The sequence below is a fragment of the Arthrobacter sp. P4_F10 genome, assembly GCF_056401435.1.
Genome location: NZ_JBFUJJ010000006.1, coordinates 44945 through 64691 on the forward strand (window position 1 = coordinate 44945; position 19747 = coordinate 64691).

19 protein-coding genes are annotated in these 19747 nt (G+C 66.7%); 7 read left to right on the forward strand and 12 right to left on the reverse strand.

Annotated features, from left to right (window positions below):
* The first annotated feature begins 2 nt into the window (after positions 1-2).
* From AC1DR1_RS09195 to AC1DR1_RS09205, 3 genes are all read left to right on the forward strand, one after another.
* Complete coding sequence (locus tag AC1DR1_RS09195) at positions 3-407, forward strand: hypothetical protein (RefSeq protein ID WP_476992493.1); 405 nt, start codon at positions 3-5, stop codon at positions 405-407.
* Positions 400-1440 carry an IS3 family transposase gene (locus AC1DR1_RS09200; RefSeq protein ID WP_476992494.1) on the forward strand — a complete coding sequence of 347 codons (1041 nt, stop codon included), beginning with the start codon at positions 400-402 and terminating at the stop codon, positions 1438-1440. Before AC1DR1_RS09195 ends, AC1DR1_RS09200 begins: the two co-directional genes overlap by 8 nt.
* Positions 1441-1680: 240 nt before the next feature.
* Complete coding sequence (locus tag AC1DR1_RS09205) at positions 1681-2955, forward strand: serpin family protein (protein ID WP_476992495.1); 1275 nt, start codon at positions 1681-1683, stop codon at positions 2953-2955.
* A 98-nt stretch (positions 2956-3053) separates the two neighbouring features.
* Here the strand turns inward: AC1DR1_RS09205 and AC1DR1_RS09210 are convergent, their stop codons facing one another.
* Complete coding sequence (locus tag AC1DR1_RS09210; RefSeq protein ID WP_476992496.1) at positions 3054-3938, reverse strand: hydroxymethylpyrimidine/phosphomethylpyrimidine kinase; 885 nt, start codon at positions 3936-3938, stop codon at positions 3054-3056.
* A 157-nt stretch (positions 3939-4095) separates the two neighbouring features.
* Here AC1DR1_RS09210 and AC1DR1_RS09215 point away from each other — a divergent pair, with 157 nt between their 5' ends.
* A complete protein-coding gene (locus AC1DR1_RS09215; protein ID WP_476992497.1) occupies positions 4096-5511 on the forward strand; it encodes an MFS transporter in 1416 nt (471 codons plus the stop codon).
* Between the two features lie 149 nt (positions 5512-5660).
* On the opposite strand, the gene AC1DR1_RS09220 is transcribed toward AC1DR1_RS09215, so the two are convergent.
* Both AC1DR1_RS09220 and AC1DR1_RS09225 read right to left on the reverse strand, forming a co-directional pair.
* Positions 5661-6443 carry an ABC transporter permease gene (locus AC1DR1_RS09220; RefSeq protein WP_476992498.1) on the reverse strand — a complete coding sequence of 261 codons (783 nt, stop codon included), beginning with the start codon at positions 6441-6443 and terminating at the stop codon, positions 5661-5663.
* The gene (locus tag AC1DR1_RS09225; protein WP_476966865.1) at positions 6443-7234 is read right to left on the reverse strand and encodes an ABC transporter ATP-binding protein; all 792 of its coding nucleotides are present in this window, start codon (positions 7232-7234) and stop codon (positions 6443-6445) included. Before AC1DR1_RS09225 ends, AC1DR1_RS09220 begins: the two co-directional genes overlap by 1 nt.
* A 388-nt stretch (positions 7235-7622) precedes the next feature.
* Here AC1DR1_RS09225 and AC1DR1_RS09230 point away from each other — a divergent pair, with 388 nt between their 5' ends.
* Entirely contained in the window at positions 7623-8318 is a 696-nt protein-coding gene (locus tag AC1DR1_RS09230; protein WP_229993655.1) for a queuosine precursor transporter, read from the forward strand.
* 239 nt (positions 8319-8557) lie between these two features.
* Here the strand turns inward: AC1DR1_RS09230 and AC1DR1_RS09235 are convergent, their stop codons facing one another.
* Positions 8558-9499, reverse strand: coding sequence for a type IV toxin-antitoxin system AbiEi family antitoxin domain-containing protein (locus AC1DR1_RS09235; protein WP_476966866.1), 942 nt, complete (start codon positions 9497-9499; stop codon positions 8558-8560).
* 234 nt (positions 9500-9733) lie between these two features.
* Positions 9734-10747, reverse strand: a complete 1014-nt coding sequence (locus AC1DR1_RS09240; protein WP_476966867.1) for a LacI family DNA-binding transcriptional regulator — start codon at positions 10745-10747, stop codon at positions 9734-9736.
* Between the two features lie 154 nt (positions 10748-10901).
* On the opposite strand from AC1DR1_RS09240, the gene AC1DR1_RS09245 reads away from it, so the two are divergent.
* Positions 10902-12080, forward strand: coding sequence for a Gfo/Idh/MocA family protein (locus AC1DR1_RS09245; RefSeq protein WP_476966868.1), 1179 nt, complete (start codon positions 10902-10904; stop codon positions 12078-12080).
* Positions 12077-13096, forward strand: a complete 1020-nt coding sequence (locus AC1DR1_RS09250) for a sugar phosphate isomerase/epimerase family protein (RefSeq protein ID WP_229993651.1) — start codon at positions 12077-12079, stop codon at positions 13094-13096. Before AC1DR1_RS09245 ends, AC1DR1_RS09250 begins: the two co-directional genes overlap by 4 nt.
* A gap of 147 nt (positions 13097-13243) precedes the next feature.
* Here the strand turns inward: AC1DR1_RS09250 and tgt are convergent, their stop codons facing one another.
* The 7 genes from tgt to AC1DR1_RS09285 form a co-directional block, all read right to left on the reverse strand.
* On the reverse strand, positions 13244-14542 hold the full coding sequence (tgt, locus tag AC1DR1_RS09255; RefSeq protein ID WP_476966869.1) for a tRNA guanosine(34) transglycosylase Tgt: 1299 nt from the start codon (positions 14540-14542) through the stop codon (positions 13244-13246).
* A gap of 33 nt (positions 14543-14575) precedes the next feature.
* Positions 14576-15301 carry an SRPBCC family protein gene (locus AC1DR1_RS09260; RefSeq protein ID WP_229996195.1) on the reverse strand — a complete coding sequence of 242 codons (726 nt, stop codon included), beginning with the start codon at positions 15299-15301 and terminating at the stop codon, positions 14576-14578.
* Positions 15302-15428: 127 nt separating this feature from the next.
* Positions 15429-16490, reverse strand: coding sequence for a DUF6707 family protein (locus tag AC1DR1_RS09265; RefSeq protein WP_476992499.1), 1062 nt, complete (start codon positions 16488-16490; stop codon positions 15429-15431).
* Positions 16491-16610: 120 nt separating this feature from the next.
* Entirely contained in the window at positions 16611-17150 is a 540-nt protein-coding gene (locus tag AC1DR1_RS09270) for an NUDIX hydrolase family protein (RefSeq protein ID WP_229994615.1), read from the reverse strand.
* Between the two features lie 44 nt (positions 17151-17194).
* Complete coding sequence (locus AC1DR1_RS09275) at positions 17195-17812, reverse strand: RraA family protein (protein WP_476992500.1); 618 nt, start codon at positions 17810-17812, stop codon at positions 17195-17197.
* Positions 17809-18255: a RidA family protein gene (locus tag AC1DR1_RS09280; RefSeq protein ID WP_476966872.1), complete on the reverse strand. Its 447-nt coding sequence runs from the start codon at positions 18253-18255 to the stop codon at positions 17809-17811. Before AC1DR1_RS09280 ends, AC1DR1_RS09275 begins: the two co-directional genes overlap by 4 nt.
* Complete coding sequence (locus tag AC1DR1_RS09285) at positions 18252-19634, reverse strand: MFS transporter (RefSeq protein ID WP_476992501.1); 1383 nt, start codon at positions 19632-19634, stop codon at positions 18252-18254. Before AC1DR1_RS09285 ends, AC1DR1_RS09280 begins: the two co-directional genes overlap by 4 nt.
* Between the last annotated feature and the right edge of the window lie 113 nt (positions 19635-19747).

Genomic DNA, 19747 nt, shown 5'->3' on the forward strand with positions numbered 1-19747 from the left:
TTATGCCTGTTCGTGTTTCGAACCGGAAGCACTTCACTACCGACCAGAAGCACGCGATTCTGGATGAGTACGACAAATGCCTCGAGTGGGGATCTAAAGCCGCATTCATCAGGGCGGCGGGCATCACCGAAGGCACCATGAACCGTTGGTGCCGCGAGCGGGAGTCCGGTGAACTGAGGTCCAGATCCGACAACCTGGAGGAGGACCAGCGATTGAACGCAGGCGATAAGCAGCTGCTCAAACGGGTCTTGAAGGAAAACGAAATCCTCAAGGCCAAGCTGGCGCGGTCCGAGGCTGCCGTGGACATTCTGGGAAAAGCTTCCGCGCTCTTGGACGCGATGGCCAAGAGCGCGGCGGCGACGGATCCAAAGTGGAGGAGCCGGAGCCGGGCCGGCCGGAGTGGCTGACGCCAAAACCTGGAAAGACATCGCCCTGACCTTTGCCGGGAAACTGATCACCGCCGGCTGGTCCGCGGTGAAGGCCTGCGCCCTGGTAGGCGTTCACCGCACGGCCTGGTACCGGCGTCTGAGCCCGCCTACACCGACGGGCATCCTGGTACCCCATCCCGACCGTGCCTACCCGAACCGGATCACCGATACCGAAGCCGACGCCTTCATGGAGCTACTGAACTCCAGGGAATACGCCGGCCTCTCCGTCACCCAGGCCTACTACCGGATGCTCGACGCGGGGCACTGTTTCTTCTCCATCGCCGCCGCCCACCGCATCGTGGCCCGGAACGGGCAGAACGGCGACCGCCGCGAACAGCGCACGGGAACCGGCCCCAAACGAGCCAAACCCATCATCCACGCAACCGCCCCGAACCAGCTCTGGAGCTGGGACATCACGATGCTCCACGGCCCGGGAAAACACACCTTCCGGCTCTACGCGATCCTGGACGTTTTCTCTCGCAGAGTCGTCGGGCACCGCGTCGAACACACCGAAACGGCCACCCTCGCCGCCGCACTGATCAACGGCGCGGTCACCGAAAACCGGCAGCGCCCCGCCGTACTCCACGCCGACAACGGCGCACCCATGCGGGCCGGCAGCACCCTACAGCTTGCCCAGTCCCTGGGCATCACACTGTCCTACTCTCGCCCGCGGGTCTCCGACGACAACCCCTACTCAGAATCCCTGTTCAAAACCGTGAAATACGACCTGGACTTTCCCCGCCGGTTCCAGGACCTCCAGCACGCCCGCGACTACATGGCGGCTTACTTCGCCGACTACAACGCCAACCACCGCCACAGCGGCCTGAACTACTACACACCCGACACCGTCCACGAAGGACGGGTCGACCAGGCACGCCAGCGGCGGCAGGCAACCCTCAACGCCTGCCACGCCCGGCATCCTCACCGCTACCGAAACAAACCCACCGCACCACCCGCCCCGGCCCACGCCGGCATCAACCACAAAACCAACCAGCTGTCACAAACAGCTTGATTCATTCCGAACTTCCGGCGAACTCGAGCAGTTCCGGCGAACTGGACGTCAGTGGCACCGGCGTCGTGCCTCAGGAGAACCACCGGATCGGCGCCCCGGATGGGAACCGCGGAGCCGCCGCCCCGAGACCAAAACGACGGCAAACCGTGACCGTACAGGCATCGTTGTGCCACGCTCCGGCTGGTTGACTGGGAGCGGCGGATTCCGCCTATAGTCGGACGCACCTGTCGGAGGGCAGCCATGAAGTTGAAGGTGGCCAGAATTGCTGCGGCGGGAGCCGTGGCGGCCCTCACCGCATGTTCGGCCCCGGCCCCAGGGCTCTTGAAGGCCGACGGCGTGGAGCGGGTTGCGGTCGACAGCACGGCATATGCCGCCGAACTTCAGGCATTCCGGGCTTCCGCCCTTGAACTCGGCGCGGCGCTGCTGTCCGACGGCGGTGACGGTACCAACGGCAACGTCGTTTCCTCGCCGGGAAGCCTGCTGATTGCCTTGGCGATGCTGCGGGCCGGCGCCACCGGGGACACCGCCGCCGAAATGGACGGGGTGCTGGGACTCCCCGCGGACCGGCGGGACGAAGCCATGAACGCGGTGCTCGCTTCCCTCGAAAAGTTCGACGGCGACCCCGGGGCCGTGGACGAGGAGAACCCGCCGCGTAAACCGGTGATGCACGCGGCGAACGGCCTGTTTGTGGACAAAACCGTGCCCACGGGCCAGGAGTACCTGGCCACCCTTGGCCGGCACTATGGAACCGGCGTGTACCCAGTGAACTTCCCGGACGAGCGCTCCACGAAGCCTGCCATGGATGCCTGGGTGGCGGAGAACACCGGTGGCCGGATCAAGGAGGCTCCGGCGAAATACGATCCGGACAACACCTTCAGCCTGCTCAATGCGCTGTACTTCGCGGCCGCCTGGAGTGCGCCCTTTGATCCGAACAACACCTCGGACCTGCCCTTCACTTTGGCGGATGGCGAGGAAATCGCCGCTCCCGCCATGAACAACGAACTGAAAATGAAATACGCGGAAGGCAAGGGCTGGCGCGGAGTTGATCTGCCGTATGCGGAGGGCTTCGTCATGCGGCTGGTTCTGCCCGACGCCGGTTCCGGCCCGCCGGCCACTGCGTTCGACGTCGGGAAGTTGACGGAAATTGCGGCAGCCTTCGACACGGCGCAGGCGGAATCCGTGCAGATCCAGCTGCCCCGGTGGGATCACAAATGCAGTTTTGACCTGCGCAAGGTGCTTGGAGCCCTCGGACTGCACAAAACTCTGAGCACTGCGGAGGACTTTAACGCCATCCAGCCGAAGCTGACGCTCACGCAGGCTGCCCAGGCCGCCAACATCACGGTCGCAGAGAAAGGCACCGTGGCCGCGGCCGTGACCCAGGTCAACGGCGCAGTCACCAGTGCCCCGCCCCAGCCGGAGCGGACCATCGAGTTCGACCGGCCGTTCCATTACCAGATCGTGCACGTCGAGACCGGGCTCCCGCTCTTCATGGGGAAGGTCGCGGACCCGCGCTGACGGGCAGACAACCGGGAACCAAATCGCCGGAAGCTCTCCAGTTCGCCGCAGACTTCCGGCGAACTGGAGAGTTTCCGGCGAACTCGGCGGCTTAGCGTTTAGCGCGGGCCGCCCTGCCACAAGGCATCGAACGGGGCGCCCGAGGCCAACCGGTTCCGGATTCCTGCGGTCACAAACGCCTTCGCGGTGCGGGCGGCCGCCAGCGGCGTCGCACCCTTGGCGAGCTCGGCCGTCACGGCCGCGGCGAGCGAGCACCCGGCACCGGACACGGCCACTTCGCCCACCTTCGGGGCGGACAGGACTTCCAGCGTTTCACCGTCGTAATAGACGTCGACGGCGTCGGGGCCAACCAGTCGCACTCCGCCCTTGGCGAGCACCGCGGCGCCGCTGAGTTCGTGGATGCGGACCGCGGCGGCCTTGAGGGACTCGACGTCGGTGATTTCCAGCCCGGAGAGCGACTCGGCCTCGAAGTGGTTCGGCGTGACGAAAGTGGCCAGCGGCAGGATGTGGGACTTGAGCGCCTGGTCAGTGTCCAGGGCGTGGCCCGGTTCCTGGCCCTTGCAGATCAGCACCGGATCCAGCACCACGTTGGCGAACTGTCCGCCGGCCAGCGCCGCGGCCACGGTCGAAATCGTCGCGGGGCTGCCCAGCATGCCGATCTTGACGGTGTCCAACACGGACGGTGCGCCGGACGCGGCACCGTAGGCCGCCGTCGTCGCTTCCAGCTGGTCCGCGATGACCTGCTGGTCCACCGGGACAAAGCGGTGGTTCCAGTTGTCCTTGGGGTCGAAGGACACGATGCAGGTCAGGTTCGCGATCCCGAAGACGCCGAGTTCCTGGAACGTCTTCAGGTCAGCCTGTGCGCCGGCGCCGCCGGTCGCTTCGGAGCCTGCGATGGTCAGCGCTACGGCGGGGGAGGAGGCGGCGTCAGAGGCGGCGTCAGAGGCGGCCAAGGCAGCGGAGTCGAATGCGGTAGAAGTCATGGTTTCATCCTGCCACGCAGCCAAATCCACCCGCATTGTGCTCATGAACAAGCATTCCATGAACAGTATGAACATAACCTTAGTGCTCCGGATCACGCGGACTAGGGTGGCGGACGGTGTTGCTTACAGGCGGCGCCGGATCCAGGAAGGTTCATTGATGAGCACCCAACTGTCCGAAGCGGCCCAGGCCCGGAAAGCCGTCGGCAACATCCTCAAAGGCTCGGCCGGCAACCTTGTCGAGTGGTACGACCTGTACGTTTACACCGTCTTCGCCGCCTACTTCCAGGCGCACTTCTTCAACTCCACGGACGAGCTCCAGGCCGGCCTCGAGGCGATGGCCGTCTTCTCGACGTCGTTCCTGATGCGCCCGATCGGTGCCTGGTTCTTCGGCCGGTACGCCGACCGCAAGGGCCGCAAGGCCGCGCTGACGCTGAGCGTGACCATGATGTCCGCAGGCTCCTTCGCCATCGCCGTGCTGCCCACCCAGGACGTGATCGGCCTGTGGGCCCTGATCCTGCTGGTCCTCATCCGCGTGATCCAGGGCTTCTCCGTGGGCGGTGAGTACGGCACCAGCGCCACGTACATGTCCGAGGCTGCCACTTCCAAGCGCCGCGGCTTCTTCTCCAGCTTCCAGTACGTCACTCTGATCGGCGGCCAGATGCTGGCCCTGCTTGTCCTCGTGCTCCTGCAGAACGCCATGCCCAAGGCCGAGCTGACCGAATGGGGCTGGCGCATCCCGTTCGCGATCGGCGGCGTGGCCGCCCTGGTGGTCCTGTGGCTGCGGCGCTCCATGGAGGAAACCGTCTCGGCCGAACAGATCGAGGCCGCAAAGGCCCCTGCCGTGGCGGGCGAGGCGCAGCCGGGGACCATGAAGCTGCTGTTCACCAGCTACTGGAAGCCGCTCATGATCTGCATCGGGATCACCCTTGGCGGCACCGTGGCGTTCTACACATACACCAACTTCATCCTGAAGTTCATGAACGATACCTCCGGCATCGCCAAGACCGACACCTCGGTCATCAACTTCTGGGCCCTGTTCATCTTCATGCTGCTCCAGCCGGTCTACGGCATCATCTCGGACAAGGTGGGCCGCAAGCCGCTGCTGCTGTGGTTCGGCATCACCGGCGTCCTGTTCACCTGGCCTCTTCTGTCCGCCCTTGCCGGAACCAAGGATCCGATGACCGCGTTCCTGCTCATGATGGGCGGCCTGCTGATTGTGGGCGGCTACACCTCCATCAACGCCCTGGTGAAGGCCGAGCTGTTCCCCGCGTCCATCCGCGCCCTCGGCGTGGGCCTGGGCTACGCGATCGCCAACTCGCTCTTCGGCGGCACCGTCCCGCTGATCGGCGCGGCACTGCAGAAAGCCGGCCAGGAAGAACTCTTCTTCACCTACGTCACGGTGGCGATCGGCATCTCCCTTCTGGTCTATATCTTCGCGCTGAAGAACAAGAAGTCCACGCACCTGGACCACGAGCAGGGTCACGCCTGGGCGCCTGCCGCTGTCGACACGGGCGCCGGTGTTTCCGGCCCCAAGGACGAGGACAAGGACCTCATCGACGCCTCGCGCCGCTAGGCGCCACGACTCGGGGATTGTCTCGGGGGAGAACGACGGCGGGCCGCCGGCTACGGAACGTACGTTCCGGGAGCCGCGGGCACGCCGTCGTCGTTGATGCTGGCGCCGGTAGGGTGTCGGCTCTGGGCGGCGACCGCCCGGCCCCGGGCTTACTGGGCGTTGTCCGCAAACCGCAGTTGCAGGACTGTGGCGGCGATGCCAGCTACAAACGTCGCCGCGAGCACCATATAGCTGCCCGCCGGGAGCGAGCCGACGGGGTCGGCCACCAAGCCGATCAGCAGCGGGACGATCGAGTAGGGGAACCACTCCGCCCAGCCGGTCTTGCCGAACAAGTTGCCCAGGGCCAGCATCACGAGGGAGAAGGCGATGGGGGCCACTTCGCCGCGGCTCCAGACGGCAATCCAGGCGATCACCGGCGCCAGCAGGAACGAGATCCCCGCAGCCAGAAGCACGTTTGCGATTCCGGTCCCGGCCAGCCGCGCCGAGAACCCCGGCAATCCCATCGCCAGTCCGATCCCCATCGCCTCGACGAGGACAATGATTACGAGCGCCATCCACCACACCGCCGCGACCGCCAGCTTCGCGACGGCGAACCAGTGACGGGCCACGGGCAGCGCGAGCATGTTCTTGGCAGTGGCATCACGGTATTCCCGGCCGAACAGGTAGGCGACGATGAATGCGAGCAGCAGCATCCCACCGACACCGAAGACCAGCGTGAGCATGTAGAAGTATTCGGGCCACGTCGCCTCTAGCCCGGCGAGGCTCGCTTTGGTCCCCAGAAGCCCAAGCTGGGCAGCCCGCCCCGGTTCGCGCACGATCCACATGAACAGCGCGATGCCGAGGGGCATCAGCGCCAGCACCGCCAGCGTGGCCCACGTCGCTTTGGCGCGGCGAAGCTTCATGAACTCGGTGGAGAGCACCCGTCCGAACATCAGACAACGCCACTCTTCGGGCCATCGCCCGTGCGCGCGAGGAAGTAGCGCTCCAGATCCAGTGTGAGCAGGGCCTGCTCGCGCTCTTCCGGGGTGTAGGCGCCTGCCGCGAAGGCGCGTGCCTTCGCGGCGAGTTCCTCGCGCGACGACTCCTCGATGAGGCGGCCCTCGTGGACGATGCCGATCCGGTCTGCCAGGTGAGCGACCTCGGCGAGGATGTGGCTCGACATGAAGACGGTGATGCCGCGTTCGTCGGCGAGCGAACGGAACAGCACGCGGATCTCGACGATACCGGCCGGATCGAGCCCGTTAGCCGGCTCGTCGAGCACGAGCAGCTCGGGGGAGTGCAGCAGCGCGCGGGCCAGGGCGAGGCGCTGCTTGTTGCCGAGCGAGAGCTGCCCGGCGCTCCGGTCGGCGTACGGATCGAGGCGCAACAGCGCGATCGAATCGGCAACGGATCGCGCCGGCGAGCCGGTGAGGCGGCACTGGATGTCGAGGTTCTCGCGCACTGTGAGGTTGGGGTAGGCGGTCGCGGTCTCGACGAGGAAGCCGACGCGCGAGAACACGCTCGTCTCGCCAGGCCTGACGCGCCGGCCGAGTACGCTCACCTCCCCGCTGGTCGTTCGGATCAGGCCGAGCAACATGCGGATCGTCGTCGTTTTACCCGCCCCGTTCCTGCCGAGGAACCCGTAGATTTCGCCGCGGCGGACGTCGAGGTTGAGCGAGTCGACGGCGGTGACGTCGCGGTAGCGCTTGACGAGGGCGCGCGTGGAAAGTGCGGTGTCAGGCATGGGTCTTGTCCATGGCCCCATCCTGCCACCACGCCCGGAGCGTTCACAGGGTGAGGGCGAGCCGCATGGGCGGCGTGGGTGCCGCCGACGAAGCGTGGGCCCGGCGGCATGGGCCCGGCGGCGTCGGCCCGTCGTCTTCGAAATCGCCGGAAGCGCTCCGGATCGCCGTATATTTCCGGCGACCTCGGGCGTTTCCGGCGAACTCGCGGCTACTGGTCGGGCCTACACCGCCGTCCAGACCGCCGTGCCCGCACCGCCGGGTGCGACAATGGAGGCGGTTCCGTCGGCTCGCGTCACCGGGGCCGTCCAGTGCTAATACAGCCGGCCGTCCAGCGTGTTCCCCTTGCGGGCACGGGCCGCCGAGCGAACCACTACGAATGGAATGCCCATGACTTCCGCCAAGACTTTCCCGGCCTCAGCTCCGCCGAGGTTCGCCTCGATCGGCTCCCCGTATTTCGGCATCATCCTGGCCGTCATGGCCGTTGTGCTGATCCTGTCCAACATCGGGGCGTCCAAGGGCGTGGCGATCGGCCCCGTCATCACAGACGGCGGATTCTTCCTCTTCCCGCTGGCCTACATCCTGGGCGACGTCATCAGCGAGGTCTATGGCTTCAAAGTGGCGCGCAAGGCTATCGTCACCAGCTTTGCGCTGTCCGTCTTTGCGTCCCTCTGCTATTGGGTCATCATCGCCCTTCCGGGGTTCGGCGACGAGTACGGTGCCTCCAAACAGGCAGCCTTGGAGGGCGCTTTGGGGCCGGTCCCGCAGATTGTGCTGGCATCGCTGCTGGCCTTCCTCGCAGGCCAGACGATCAACTCGTGGATCCTCGTGAAGATGAAGGCGCGGACCGGAGAAAGGTCCTTGTGGGCGCGCATCATGGGCTCCTCCGTGGCCGGCGAATTCGTGGACACACTGATCTTCTGTAGCATCGCCGCGTCCGTGATCGGCATTACCGACGCCGGGATGTTCGTGAACTACGTCCTCGTGGGCTTCCTCTACAAGACCCTCGTGGAGTTCGCCTTCGTGCCGCTGACCTCGCTCGCCATCGGCTGGGTCAAGAGGCGCGAACCGAGCTACGGGGCGTAGGCAGCCGCCGACCTCTGCCCACTCCGCGCCCTGCCGCAGCCCACCCAATCCGCCGCCGGCCGCGCAGTTCGCCGCCCGTCGGAGCCCACTCCGCGCCCCGCCGCCACCCAAGGGACCCGAGAGGCAGAACGGGCTCGGCCGACGCCCACTCCGCGCCCCGCCGCCACGCACTTCGCCGGAAACCCGCGGGGTCGCCGTAAGATTCCGGCGACGTTGCGGGCTTCCGGCGAATTCGACGCTCAAGGGTGCGGGCGTCTAGCCAGCGCACGAAGCAGACGGCTCTTGAATTCCTGCTCGCGGAAGAGGTCCTTCCACTCAACCCGGACGAACCGCCAGCCCTCTTCAGTCAGGGCCTTCTCCCGGCGCCGTTCCTCGAAGATCACCTCGGCTGTGGGACTGTAATCGAAGTACTTGATTTTGCCGTCGAACTCGAGGGCGACCTTCTCCTCTTTCCACGCAAAGTCCAGGCGATGGCGCCCGGCGCGGCTTGAGACCTCCAGTTGCGGCTCAGGAGGCCTGATCCGGCACCGCAGGATCAGCTCGCGCGCCAGGGTTTCGCCGGGAGATTCGGACCGCGGATCGGCCGAGGCGAGGACCCGCCGGAACGTCCGGATTCCCCGGCGGCCGTCCAGATCATTTGCCATGGTCTGCAGGGCGGCCGGGTCCGCGCCCAGGCGAAGCGCGTGGTCAGTGAGGATCAACGCCTGCCTGTAGCCCAGCAGCATGGCGCAGTCGGCCGTTGTGCGCTCCAGGGAAGTCGTCCGAAGGCCGTTCACTACGGCGACGTCGTGTTCCGCGAAGGGGCGCGTGTGGCAACGGACGTCCCTGCCGTGGCGCTCGTTCGAGGGGCGCACTTTCTGGAGGACATGGATCGCGTCATCCACGTCCCACAGGTAGAGGCGGCGGAGGCGTGCGGCGGAAGTGTGGCTGTAGAGGAAGGCGCCCGTCGACGTCGTGCGCGTCCCGTGGGCATGCGCGTAGATGAGCTGCCGGCTCCTGACGGCGGGGGACTGGGCCCGCCACAGGCTGGCGCGGATGTAGCAGCCGTGCCGGAGCCGGACGAGGCCCCCCGAATCCAGAAGCGAACGGATGGCGCGCGAGCCGTAGCCGAGGTCCAGGAGTTGTTCGGTGCGCCAGAGGTTGCCTGTCGGAGGCAGCTCCAGGAGGGATATCTGCGTCATGCCACAAGCTTGCGCTGCCATCCAATCGGGCGGGAGGCCTCGCCGTCGTTATGTGGAAAACGCGAGGCCGCACCCCAGATTTGTTGCGACGGCGCTTTTTGGGACGCCGCCCCCAGTTCGCCGGAACGCGGCGGAGGCGCCGCAAGTTTACGGCGAGTTCGGTGGTTTCCCGCGATTTCGACGGCGGGAGGCTGGCGGGCGCCTCCCACGAGTTCGACGGAGGTGGGGGAGGGCTCAGCCGGAAACGCGGGCCGTCGTGCCGCGGACGATGAGGGCCGGCTCGATCAGCTTGCGCCGGGGTTCGAGAGTTGGGTCCTGGATCCGTGCCAGCAGGGTGTTGGCGACATGGGACCCCACAACGTCGCTGCGATTGTCCACGGAGGTCAGGTCCAGGTACCGAGACTTGGCCAGTTGGGAGTTGTCGTAGCCAATCACGGACAGGTCCGCCGGGACGGACAGGCCGCGGGCCTTGGCCGCGGCCAGGGCACCCAGGGCCATGGTGTCATTGGCCGCGAACAGGGCGGTCGTGTCGGGGTGGTGGTCGAGCAGCCAGCAGGCGGCGGCGTAGCCATCCTCCTCCGAGGTCCCCTGGGATTCACCGGCGATCCGGACCTCGACGCCGGCCTCCACGATGCCGCTGCGGAAACCGTCCCGCCGGTGGGCAGCGGCACCTCCGGAGCCCGAAAGGTGTCCGATCCGGGTGTGGCCGAGCCCCAGCAGGTGCTCCGCCGCCATGCGGCCGCCGCCGTCGTCGTCGTTCGTAATGAGGTCTGCTCCCGCGGGAACGCCGTTTCGCCAGCCGGCGACGACTGCCGGAACCCAGGTCCCGGCCATCATGGACTCGCTTGGCTCGGCGGCGATGACAAGGCCCTCCACGTGCATGGACAGCAGGCCGTCCGTGGCCTCCGTGATGCGGTTCTCGCCCGGGCGGGAATCCGCGAGGGTGACCTGGTAGCCGTGGGGTGAAAGGGCGGATTCCATGCCGCGCAGGAGGTCCACGAACCAGAGGTTCCGGAAGTCGTCAATGACCAGCCCGATGCTCTTCGTCTGGCTGCTGGCGAGCGTGGTCGCCGCCCGGCTGGGCCGGTAACCGAGCTCCGACATGGCCGCCCGGACGGCCTCCCGGCGCTTCTCGCTGACCTTCGACGGGTTTTGCAGCACGAGCGAGACCAGCGACGGGGAGACGCCGGCGCTCTTGGCGACATCGTAGATCGTCGGGCGGCGGGTTCGGGGGGTGTTCAACGACATCTGCAGAGCCTTTCACGTCTCATCCGAGGATAACCGGTCAACCATTGACAGGACATATGTACATAGCTACGCTTTTGTTCAGCGCCCGTTTTTGTAGCGCTCCAATTTTCTAGGGTCGGGCCGGCGGCCTGGCCGAATTTCAAAGGAGAAATCGATGGCTGACAGTTTGGGAGTTGCCGTAATCGGCGCCGGAATGGCAGGAAAAGCGCACGCGGCTGCGTACCGGACGGCGTCCGCGCTCTACAGCCCCGTTCTTCCTCTTATCCGGCTGGTCTCCATCGGCGACGTCAACGCCGAGTTCGGTTCCCTCGCCGCGAAGCGTTTTGGCTACGAACGCAATGACACCTCGTGGCAGGCGATCGCCGAGGCCGATGACATCGACGTCGTGAGCGTCGTGATCGCGAACTCCCTCCACCGCGAAGTCGTGGAGGGCCTGCTGGCCGCCGGGAAGCACGTGCTGTGCGAAAAGCCGCTGAGCGACTCCATCGACGACGCCCGCGCCATGGCCGAGGCTGCCCGCAACGCCAGCTCGATCGCCCGCATCGGGTTCACCTTCCGCCGCACGCCGGGCATCGCGTACATCCGCGACCTCATCCGTAGCGGCGTCCTGGGCAACGTCCTGCACTTCAGCGGCCGCTACTGGACCGACTACGGGTTCAGCCCGTCGGCGCCCATGAGCTGGCGCTACAAGGGCGGCCCGGGCTCCGGTGCGCTGGCCGACGTCGGCAGCCACCTGACGTACGTTGCCGAGTTCCTCTGCGGCGACATCAAGTCCATCAGCGGCGGACGCCTCAGTACCGTGATCGACAAGCGCCCGCTGCCGCTTGGCGCCGTCATGGGCCACGACCACGCCGCGGTCAGCGACACCTTCGAGCCGGTCGAAAACGACGACTACGCGGTGTTCTCCGCCGAATTCGAGAACGGCGCCGGCGGCTTCGAGGTCTCCCGTGTCGCGGCCGGCCACGCCAACAGCCTCATCTTCGAGGTCTTTTGCGAGAACGGCGCCGCCCGGTTCGATCAGCGCCGCCCCGCGGAAATCGAACTGTTCCTCAACGACGGCCCGGCCAACGAGAACGGCTACCGCCAGGTCATCCTCGGACCCGGACACCCGTACATCGCCGGCGGCCTGGCCATGGACGCGCCCAGTGTCGGGTTCGGCCAGAACGACGCCTTCGCCTACCAGTCCCGGGCCTTCCTCGAGGAGGTCGCCGGCCTCAGCCAGGCGGACTCCCTGCCCCGCTGCGCCACGTTCGACGAGGGCGTGCGCAACATGGAACTGCTCGGCGCTGTCACTGAATCCGCCCTCAACAACGGAAAGAAAATCACGCTATGAAACTCGGTGTCTACAACGCAATCCTGCACGACCGGCCGCTGCCCGAGGCCCTGAAGGTCATCGCCGGCCTGGGACTGACCGGCATCGAAATCAACACGGGTGGATTCCTGCCGGCCGTCCACGTCCCCACCATGGACCAGATCCTTGAGAGCGACGCGGCCCGCGACGACTACCTCGCGATTTTCGAGGGAACCGGCGTCTCGATCGCCGGCCTGAACTGCAACGGCAACCCGCTGCACCCCAAGCGTGAAATCGGCGAGAAGCATGCCGAGGACATCCGCCGCTCCATCCGGCTGGCGCAGCGGCTGGGACAGGACCGCGTGGTGACCATGTCCGGCCTGCCCGGCGGCGAACCCGGAGCCACCACGGTCAACTGGGTCGTGAACGCCTGGAACTCGGCGGCCCTGGACGTGCTCGACTATCAGTGGGGCATCGCGGCCGACTTCTGGAAGGAAACCGACCGCCTCGCAGCCGATCACGGCGTGAAGGTTGCCCTCGAGCTGCACCCGCAGAACATCGTGTTCAATACTGCCGATGTCCACAAGCTCATCGAGCTGACCGGCGCGACCCACGTGGGGGTCGAGCTGGACGCCTCGCACCTGTTCTGGCAGCAGATGGATCCGGTGGCGGTGGTCCGCGAGCTCGGTCCGCTTGTCTTCCAGGCGGCGGCGAAGGACGTCCGCGTGAACACGGGGAACGCCGCGCTCTACGGTGTCCTCGACAACAGCTTCCGCCGGCTTTCCCCGGAGGAAAGCCGCACCAACCTCGGCGGCGACGAGTGGGCCAACGAGTGGCCCAAGGACTCCGCCTGGGACTTCGTGGCCCTGGGCCGCGGGCACGACACCGCCTACTGGACCGAGTTCCTGCGCGCGCTGTACGAGGTGGACCCCAACATGCTGGTCAACATCGAACATGAGGACGTCTCCCTGGGCCGGATCGAGGGCCTCCAGGTGGCGGCCAAGGTCCTGCGGGATGCTGACGCGGCGCTTTCGGCGTCGCTGCACCTGACGAGCTGAGGGCCTGACGGCCTGGCGGACGACTTCTACGCCGAGTCGCCGGAACGCAGCGGGGTCGCCGGAAACTTCCGGCGATCTGGCACGGTTCCGGCGACTTCGACGGCGGGGCGGGACGAGGCGGTTCGACGGCGGGGCGGCGGGAAGCCTCTAGGAGTAATACCGGCCCAGCGTCTCGGCCTTGAACTCGAAGAAGTTGCCGGCCTCGATGGCGAGCCGGGCGTCGTCCACCATCTTCACCACGAAGCGCTCGTTGTGGATCGAGATCAGGGTGGCCGAGACCATCTCCTTGGCCTTGAACAGGTGATGGATGTAGGCCCGCGAGTAGTTCAGGCAGGCGTAGCAGTCGCAGCCTTCCTGCAGCGGGCCGAAGTCGCGCTTGTACTTGGCGCCGGAGAGGTTGTACCGGCCGGTGGGGTGGTAGAACGCCGAGTTGCGGGCCACCCGGGTGGGGGAGACGCAGTCGAAGGTGTCCGCGCCGTTCTCAATGGCGGTGAAGATGTCGTCCGGTTCGGAGATGCCCAGCAGGTGCCGCGGCTTGTTCTCCGGCAGTTCCTCGTTGCACCAGCGCACGATCGTGCCGAGGTTCTCCTTCTCCAGCGCCCCGCCGATGCCGAAGCCGTCGAAGTTCATGGCGCCGAGGTCGCGGCAGGCCTTGCGGCGCAGGTCCTCGTACTGGGCACCCTGGATCACCCCGAACAGAGCCTGGTAGGGCTTGCCGGCGCGCTCGTTCGTGAGCCGGAAGTGCTCGGTGATGCACCGTTCGGCCCAGCGCCGGGTGCGTTCCAGCGACTCCTCCTGGTAGCCGCGCGAGTTCTGCAGCGTGGTGAGCTCGTCGAAGGCGAACATGATGTCCGCGCCGATCTGGTGCTGGACATTCATGGAGATCTCGGGGCTGAAGCGGTGCCGGTCGCCGTTGAGGTGGCTCTTGAACCACACGCCTTCCTCGTCCACGTGGGCCAGGCGTTCCTTGCCGGGGGCGACGGCGTCGTCCGGCCCTGAATTGTCCACCGACTTCATGTCGATGACCTTCTTGAACCCAGAGCCCAGGCTCATCACCTGGAAACCGCCGGAGTCCGTGAACGTGGGCCCGCGCCAGTTCATGAACGCGCCGAGGCCCCCGGCCTCGTCCAGGATGTCCGCGCCCGGCTGCAGGTACAGGTGGTAGGCGTTGGCCAGCACGGCCTGTGCGCCGAGCTCGGCAATGGATTCCGGCAGCACGGATTTGACCGTGGCTTTGGTGCCGACGGCGATGAACGCCGGGGTCTGGATCTCCCCGTGCGGGGTGGCGATGGTGCCGGTCCGGCCCAGGAACTCACCGCCGTTGGCGGCAATCTGCCCGGCCGACGGCGGGCACGCCTCGCTCAGGCGTTTGCCCACGCGGAAGGAGAACTCGGACTGCCGGGCAGGCGCGGGGGGCACAGAAGCGAAGTCAGGATTGGCTGGCACGGTTCAAGTGTGCCAGCTAACGCTTCCCTTGCCTTAGTGGACGGGATCCGATGTGGGGTAGTTCTCAGCCCGCCACTTGTCCCAGTAATTACGGACCGCCTCCAGTTGGTGGGCCCCGAGGTCGTAGGTGGACACGATCGCGAGGGATCCGCCGTCGGGCCGGACGTCCTCGATGGCGGGCTGGTCCGCCACGATCAGCAGGCCGTCCCCGTGCTCGGCGTAGTGGTGGACCGTCAGGCCAACCTGATGGTTGCTGCGGAACCACACCTTGCCGGAGAGCTCCTCGCCTGTGGGCAGGGTGAGCGAATACGGGTCCCCGGGCGCCGGGACGTCGCTGAGCCCGAGTTTTTCTATCGCGGACCCGCCAGAGCCGGGCACGGAGAAGAAAAAGGTCCGGCGCTTGCCGTGCGGGTGCCGTTCCAGGGCGAAGCGCAACTGGTGGAGGAAGGTCAGCCAGCCCTGGGTGATGTCCTCGTCCCAGGCCGCCCACTCGGAATTGTGGTCGATCGCAGCCCGGGTGACGCTGACTTCCGTGCCCGTCGGGACAGGTTTCAACGTGAAGACGTCCCCGCCGTCGACCACCAAGGAGGTGTGGTCTGCGCCTTCGACCACATTGGGGCCGAAGTAGATTTCGTTGATTTCGGCCTCTTGGTCATCGGCCACCCAGCCGTGCCATTGGGCGATTTTGGCGGGTTCGCGCAGCATGGTCCAAACTTGCTGCGCGTCAGAATTAATCACAACGCTCAGATTGTTCGTCATGGGGTGAATCTACAACTCCCGGCACCCATCGGGTAGGGCCGAACGCTAAGCCCTATCGGCTAAGCCCTATCGGGCAGGCCCCAACGCCAGGCCCCAGCGGGGCAGGCCCAGCAGGACCACACAGGCCTCAGGCGCGGACTGATTCGAGCTCGTTGCCGATCCGGCGTTCCAGCTCAACGGTGCCAACCGTTTCGGAGCCGCCGTGCGCGCGCAGGAACAGGAGCGCCTCGAGCCGCAGCAGGCGCCATTCGCGTTCCGCGTCCGGGTTCGCGTTGTCGATCGAGCGGAAGATTTCCTTGTCGTACAGGTTCGGCTCGTTGAGCGAGCGCTGGCGTACCTTGGCGTTGATCCTGGCCTTGAACGGGTCCGTTTCCATGGCCTCCGGCGCGCGGAGGAATTTCTCGTAGATCCCGGCGCGCTGGTCCTGCCCCAGCTGGCGGCAGATGTAGCTGGAGAGCGCCAGGGACGACTCCACGGAGGCCCAGCGGTCGGGGTTGCCGTCGAACGGCAGGACGTTGAGCAGGTCCGCGACCGCCAGGGCGTTGTCGGCGTCCTTGAGGGTGACGAAGAGCTCGTGCGCGAGGTCGCTGAGGTCCTTCAGGCAGCTCCCGGACTTGGTGTTGATGCCCTTGGCGAGCCGTTCACTAAGTAGGAGCACGCCGACGGCGCCCGGATGGGCCTCGGCCGCGGCCTCCACGACAGACTCCGGCGTGCCCTCGAGGGCCGGGATCAGCGCCAGCTCCGCGTCGCTGGGACCGCTCACCGCGGGCGGGGCAACGGGCTGGGGAGGAACGACGACGGCGGCCGCCGTGTTGTCGGACTCCGTTGCGTCCCGCACTTCCTCTTCCGGTTCGGGGGACGGGCCGGACGCCGGAAGTTCGGGGGCGCCGGCGCCGGGGGCTCCGTCGGAGGGGGCGACGGCGCCGAACGCGCCGCCGTCGGAAGAGGCCGGGGGGCCGGGCTCAGCGTCGTCAGTGACCCGGATCATTGATCCCGCCGCGATCCGCAGCACACCGCCGCCGCTGAGCGTCGCCAAAACCATGGCGGGAGTACCAAAATCGTCGGCTTCAACATCCACGCGATGGATCTCGGCGGAGCGGTTTCCGTCGGGCAGGATCAGGTGGTCGCCGGCCCGCAGAGATCCAGCCTGCTGTTCACTGTAATTCCGGGAGGCTGGGGGGTGGGTCATCGGGAGTCCTTAAAGTTCTCTTGCGGTCCGCCCAACAGTCTACAAAATCCGGTGCGTGAAGTCGGGGACGCCGGGGCCGCCCCGAGCGTCCCCGGACGGCGCGGGACCGAAGGTGGCCGGCTAGTTGCCGACTCCCGCGAAGGCCAGCGCCTGCCGGATCAGGGCCCCCCGGCCGCCGCTGAATTCCAGCTGCACGTCCGTGCTCATGACCTCCTGCGGGGTCATCCAGGTCAGCTCGAGGGCGTCCTGGCGCGGGGAGCATTCGCCGGTGACGGGAATGACGTACGCCAGGGCAACGGCGTGCTGGCGGTCGTCCGTGAAGCCGGTGTGGGACGGAGACGGGAAGTACTCGGCCACCGTGAACGGCACGGGGCTGACCGGCAGCTGCGGGAAGGCAAGCGGGCCCAGGTCCTTCTCCATGTGGCGGAGCAGCGCGGCGCGGATGGTCTCGCGGTAGAGAACGCGGCCGGACACCAGGGAACGGACCATGGTGCCGTCCTCGTCGGCCTGCAGCAGCGTGCCGACCTCGTTCACGAACCCGAGAGGGTCCAGCCGGACCGGAACGGCCTCGACATAGACCATCGGCAGCTTGCCCCGCGCTTCGGACAAGTCGTCGTCGGAGAGCCAGCCGGGATTCGGGTCAGGGGTGCGCACATTCATGGTTAAGTTCTACCCCATCCCTGACCCGAACCCCGCGCCGTCCCTCAGAACGCCAGCACCGATTCCAGCGGCTCGCCGGATGCGATCCGTGCCAGCAGCGCCGGTTCGGCGGCGTCAGAGGCCAGTGCCTGGCCCAGCACCTCGGCCGCCGCCTCCGGTGACAGGACGATCACGCCGTTGTCGTCCCCGAGCACCCAGTCGCCCGGATTAACCTGGATGCCGCCGCACTGCACCGGGACATTCACCGCGGAGCCGCCGCTGCGGACCCTTTTGGTGGTCAGGCACGAGGTCCCGCGGGCGAAGACCGGCAGGCCGGTGGCCCGGAGCTCCAGGATGTCGGTGGCCACGCCGTCGACGACGACGCCGGCGGCGCCTTGCGCGGTGGCCGCTGCCGCGGTGACTGCGCCCACCGGCGCGTGCCGGTGGTCACCGGACATGTCCACCACCAGCACCGCGCCGGGGTACAGCTCCAGCAGGGCACGGTTCATGGCGTAGGCGTCATTCTCAGCGATGTGCACCGTGACCGCCGGGCCCGCCACCTTGACGCCGTCGAGCAGCGAACGGATGGCCGGATCCACGAATCCGTCCTCCAGGAAGTGCCCGATCGTGGGGTAGCTGACGGCGGCGAGCCCCTCGTCAAGCCCCGCGCTCACCGCGCTCATGGGGCCTCCGGCGCCGTCGTGCCGGCAACCACGGCCACGCAGTCGATTTCCAGCGCGACGCCCCACAGGCTCACGCAGACAGTGGTCCGCGCAGGCTTGGCCGTGCCAAAGAACTCCGAGTAGACCCGGTTGTAGGCATCGAGCCGGTCGGGATCCGTGAGATAGCCGTTCACCTTGACCACGTGGTCCAGGCCGGACCCCGCCGTCTCTAGCACGGACCGGAGGTTGATGATGGTCTGGCGCACCTGGTCCTCGAAGGTGTCCGGCTGGTCATCCAGCCCGCTGATCGCGGGGATCTGGCCGGCGGTGAACACAAACCCATTGGCGACGACTGCCTGGGAGAAGGGGCCGACGGCGGCTGCGCCACCCGGGATCTGCGCGATCCGGCGGACAGTCCCGTTTACGGGAGGAACAGCGGGGAGCACGGCGTGCGGCGTTGTCATTTGGCAGCCACCGCTTCGGCGGACGGGTCCGTGCTTGCGTCGGTGAACGCGTCAGTGGGGGCGGAGTCGACGGCGTCGATGTTGCCGTGCCGGGTTTCGGTCAGGACAAACAAGGCACCGAGCGAGACGAGGGCGGCGGCCATGATGTACCACGCAATGGAGGAGCTCTGGTGGGTCATACCCAGCAGCCACGTGGTGATGAACGGTGTTGCGGCGCTGCCGAGGAGCCCGGAGAGCATGTAGGCCACGGACAGTCCCGAGTAGCGAACCTTTGAACCGAAGAGCTCGGCGAGGAACGTGGCGATCGGGCCGTAGTTCGCGGCGAAGGCCGTCATCATGGCGAGGTAGGCGACGAAGAGCAGCGGCACGGACTTGGTGTCCATGAGCCAGAACATCGGGAACGCCAGGGCTGCCTCGGCGGCCACTCCTGCGTAGATGATCGGCTTGCGGCCGTGCTTGTCAGAGAGCCGGCCGAAGAAAGGGATCAGGACAAAGCACAAGGCGCAGGCGGCCAGCACGACCCACAGCATCAGGGCCTCCGAGTGGCCCAGTTCCTTCTTGCCGTAGGAGACGCCCGAGGCCACGAGCAGAGTGAAGGTGCTGCCGGTGGACAAGGTGGCAACGCCGCCGAGCATGACCTGCTTCCAGTACTTGGCCATGAGGGCCGCGAAGGGCAGCTTGGCCTTGGCGCCGGCATCCTTGACCGCCTGGAATGACGGGGTTTCCTCGATGTGCAGGCGGATGTAGATGCCCACGGCCACGAGCAGCGCGGAGGCCAGGAACGGGATGCGCCAGCCCCAGGCAAGGAGCTCTTCGGTGCTGACCGTCGAGGCGACAATGAGGAACGCGACGTTGGCGATCAGGGTCCCGGCGGGCACGCCCACCTGGACCAACGAGCCGTAGAACCCGCGCTTGGACGCGGGAGCGTGTTCCACCGTCATCAGGACGGCGCCGCCCCATTCGCCGCCCAGGGCCAGGCCCTGGATGACGCGCAGGAAGAGCAGCAGCAGAGGCGCCATGATGCCGATGCTGTTGTAGTCCGGCAGCAGGCCTATGGCGAACGTGGCGGCGCCCATGGTCAGCAGTGAAATCAGGAGCATGGACTTCCGGCCCAGGCGGTCCCCGAAGTGGCCGAAGATGATGGCGCCCACCATGCGTGCAATGTAGGCGGAGGCGAAGGTGCCGAACGCGAGCATGGTGCCCACGATGGGGTCGAAGCTGGGGAAGAAGATCTTGTTGAACACCAGCGCGGACGCTGTGCCGAATACAAAGAGGTCGTACCACTCGACGGTGGTGCCGATGACGCTGGCTAGGGCGATTTTGCGCATTTTTGCGAGGTCCAGCCGTGCCGTAGCAGCGGCGGCAGTGGTATTTACCATGTGAGCCATCAGTTCTCCAGATGGGGTGCGGGGACGATTGTCCGGTGCAGATAGTCACCAACTATCCTGTGTCAGCCATCACAGTTCAATGGCAAAAAATCCACCAGAAATCC

Coding starts and splice junctions, on each gene's coding strand:
- AC1DR1_RS09280 (WP_476966872.1), bottom strand. CDS start 18,255: ATGACAACGCCGCACGCCGTGCTCCCCGCTGTTCCTCCCGTAAACGGG.
- AC1DR1_RS09205 (WP_476992495.1), top strand. CDS start 1,681: ATGAAGTTGAAGGTGGCCAGAATTGCTGCGGCGGGAGCCGTGGCGGCC.
- AC1DR1_RS09210 (WP_476992496.1), bottom strand. CDS start 3,938: ATGACTTCTACCGCATTCGACTCCGCTGCCTTGGCCGCCTCTGACGCC.
- AC1DR1_RS09195 (WP_476992493.1), top strand. CDS start 3: ATGCCTGTTCGTGTTTCGAACCGGAAGCACTTCACTACCGACCAGAAG.
- AC1DR1_RS09250 (WP_229993651.1), top strand. CDS start 12,077: ATGAAACTCGGTGTCTACAACGCAATCCTGCACGACCGGCCGCTGCCC.
- AC1DR1_RS09265 (WP_476992499.1), bottom strand. CDS start 16,490: ATGACCCACCCCCCAGCCTCCCGGAATTACAGTGAACAGCAGGCTGGA.
- AC1DR1_RS09215 (WP_476992497.1), top strand. CDS start 4,096: ATGAGCACCCAACTGTCCGAAGCGGCCCAGGCCCGGAAAGCCGTCGGC.
- AC1DR1_RS09230 (WP_229993655.1), top strand. CDS start 7,623: ATGACTTCCGCCAAGACTTTCCCGGCCTCAGCTCCGCCGAGGTTCGCC.
- AC1DR1_RS09245 (WP_476966868.1), top strand. CDS start 10,902: ATGGCTGACAGTTTGGGAGTTGCCGTAATCGGCGCCGGAATGGCAGGA.
- AC1DR1_RS09270 (WP_229994615.1), bottom strand. CDS start 17,150: ATGAATGTGCGCACCCCTGACCCGAATCCCGGCTGGCTCTCCGACGAC.
- AC1DR1_RS09240 (WP_476966867.1), bottom strand. CDS start 10,747: ATGTCGTTGAACACCCCCCGAACCCGCCGCCCGACGATCTACGATGTC.
- AC1DR1_RS09285 (WP_476992501.1), bottom strand. CDS start 19,634: ATGGTAAATACCACTGCCGCCGCTGCTACGGCACGGCTGGACCTCGCA.
- AC1DR1_RS09220 (WP_476992498.1), bottom strand. CDS start 6,443: ATGTTCGGACGGGTGCTCTCCACCGAGTTCATGAAGCTTCGCCGCGCC.
- AC1DR1_RS09225 (WP_476966865.1), bottom strand. CDS start 7,234: ATGCCTGACACCGCACTTTCCACGCGCGCCCTCGTCAAGCGCTACCGC.
- AC1DR1_RS09275 (WP_476992500.1), bottom strand. CDS start 17,812: ATGAGCGCGGTGAGCGCGGGGCTTGACGAGGGGCTCGCCGCCGTCAGC.
- AC1DR1_RS09235 (WP_476966866.1), bottom strand. CDS start 9,499: ATGACGCAGATATCCCTCCTGGAGCTGCCTCCGACAGGCAACCTCTGG.
- AC1DR1_RS09260 (WP_229996195.1), bottom strand. CDS start 15,301: ATGACGAACAATCTGAGCGTTGTGATTAATTCTGACGCGCAGCAAGTT.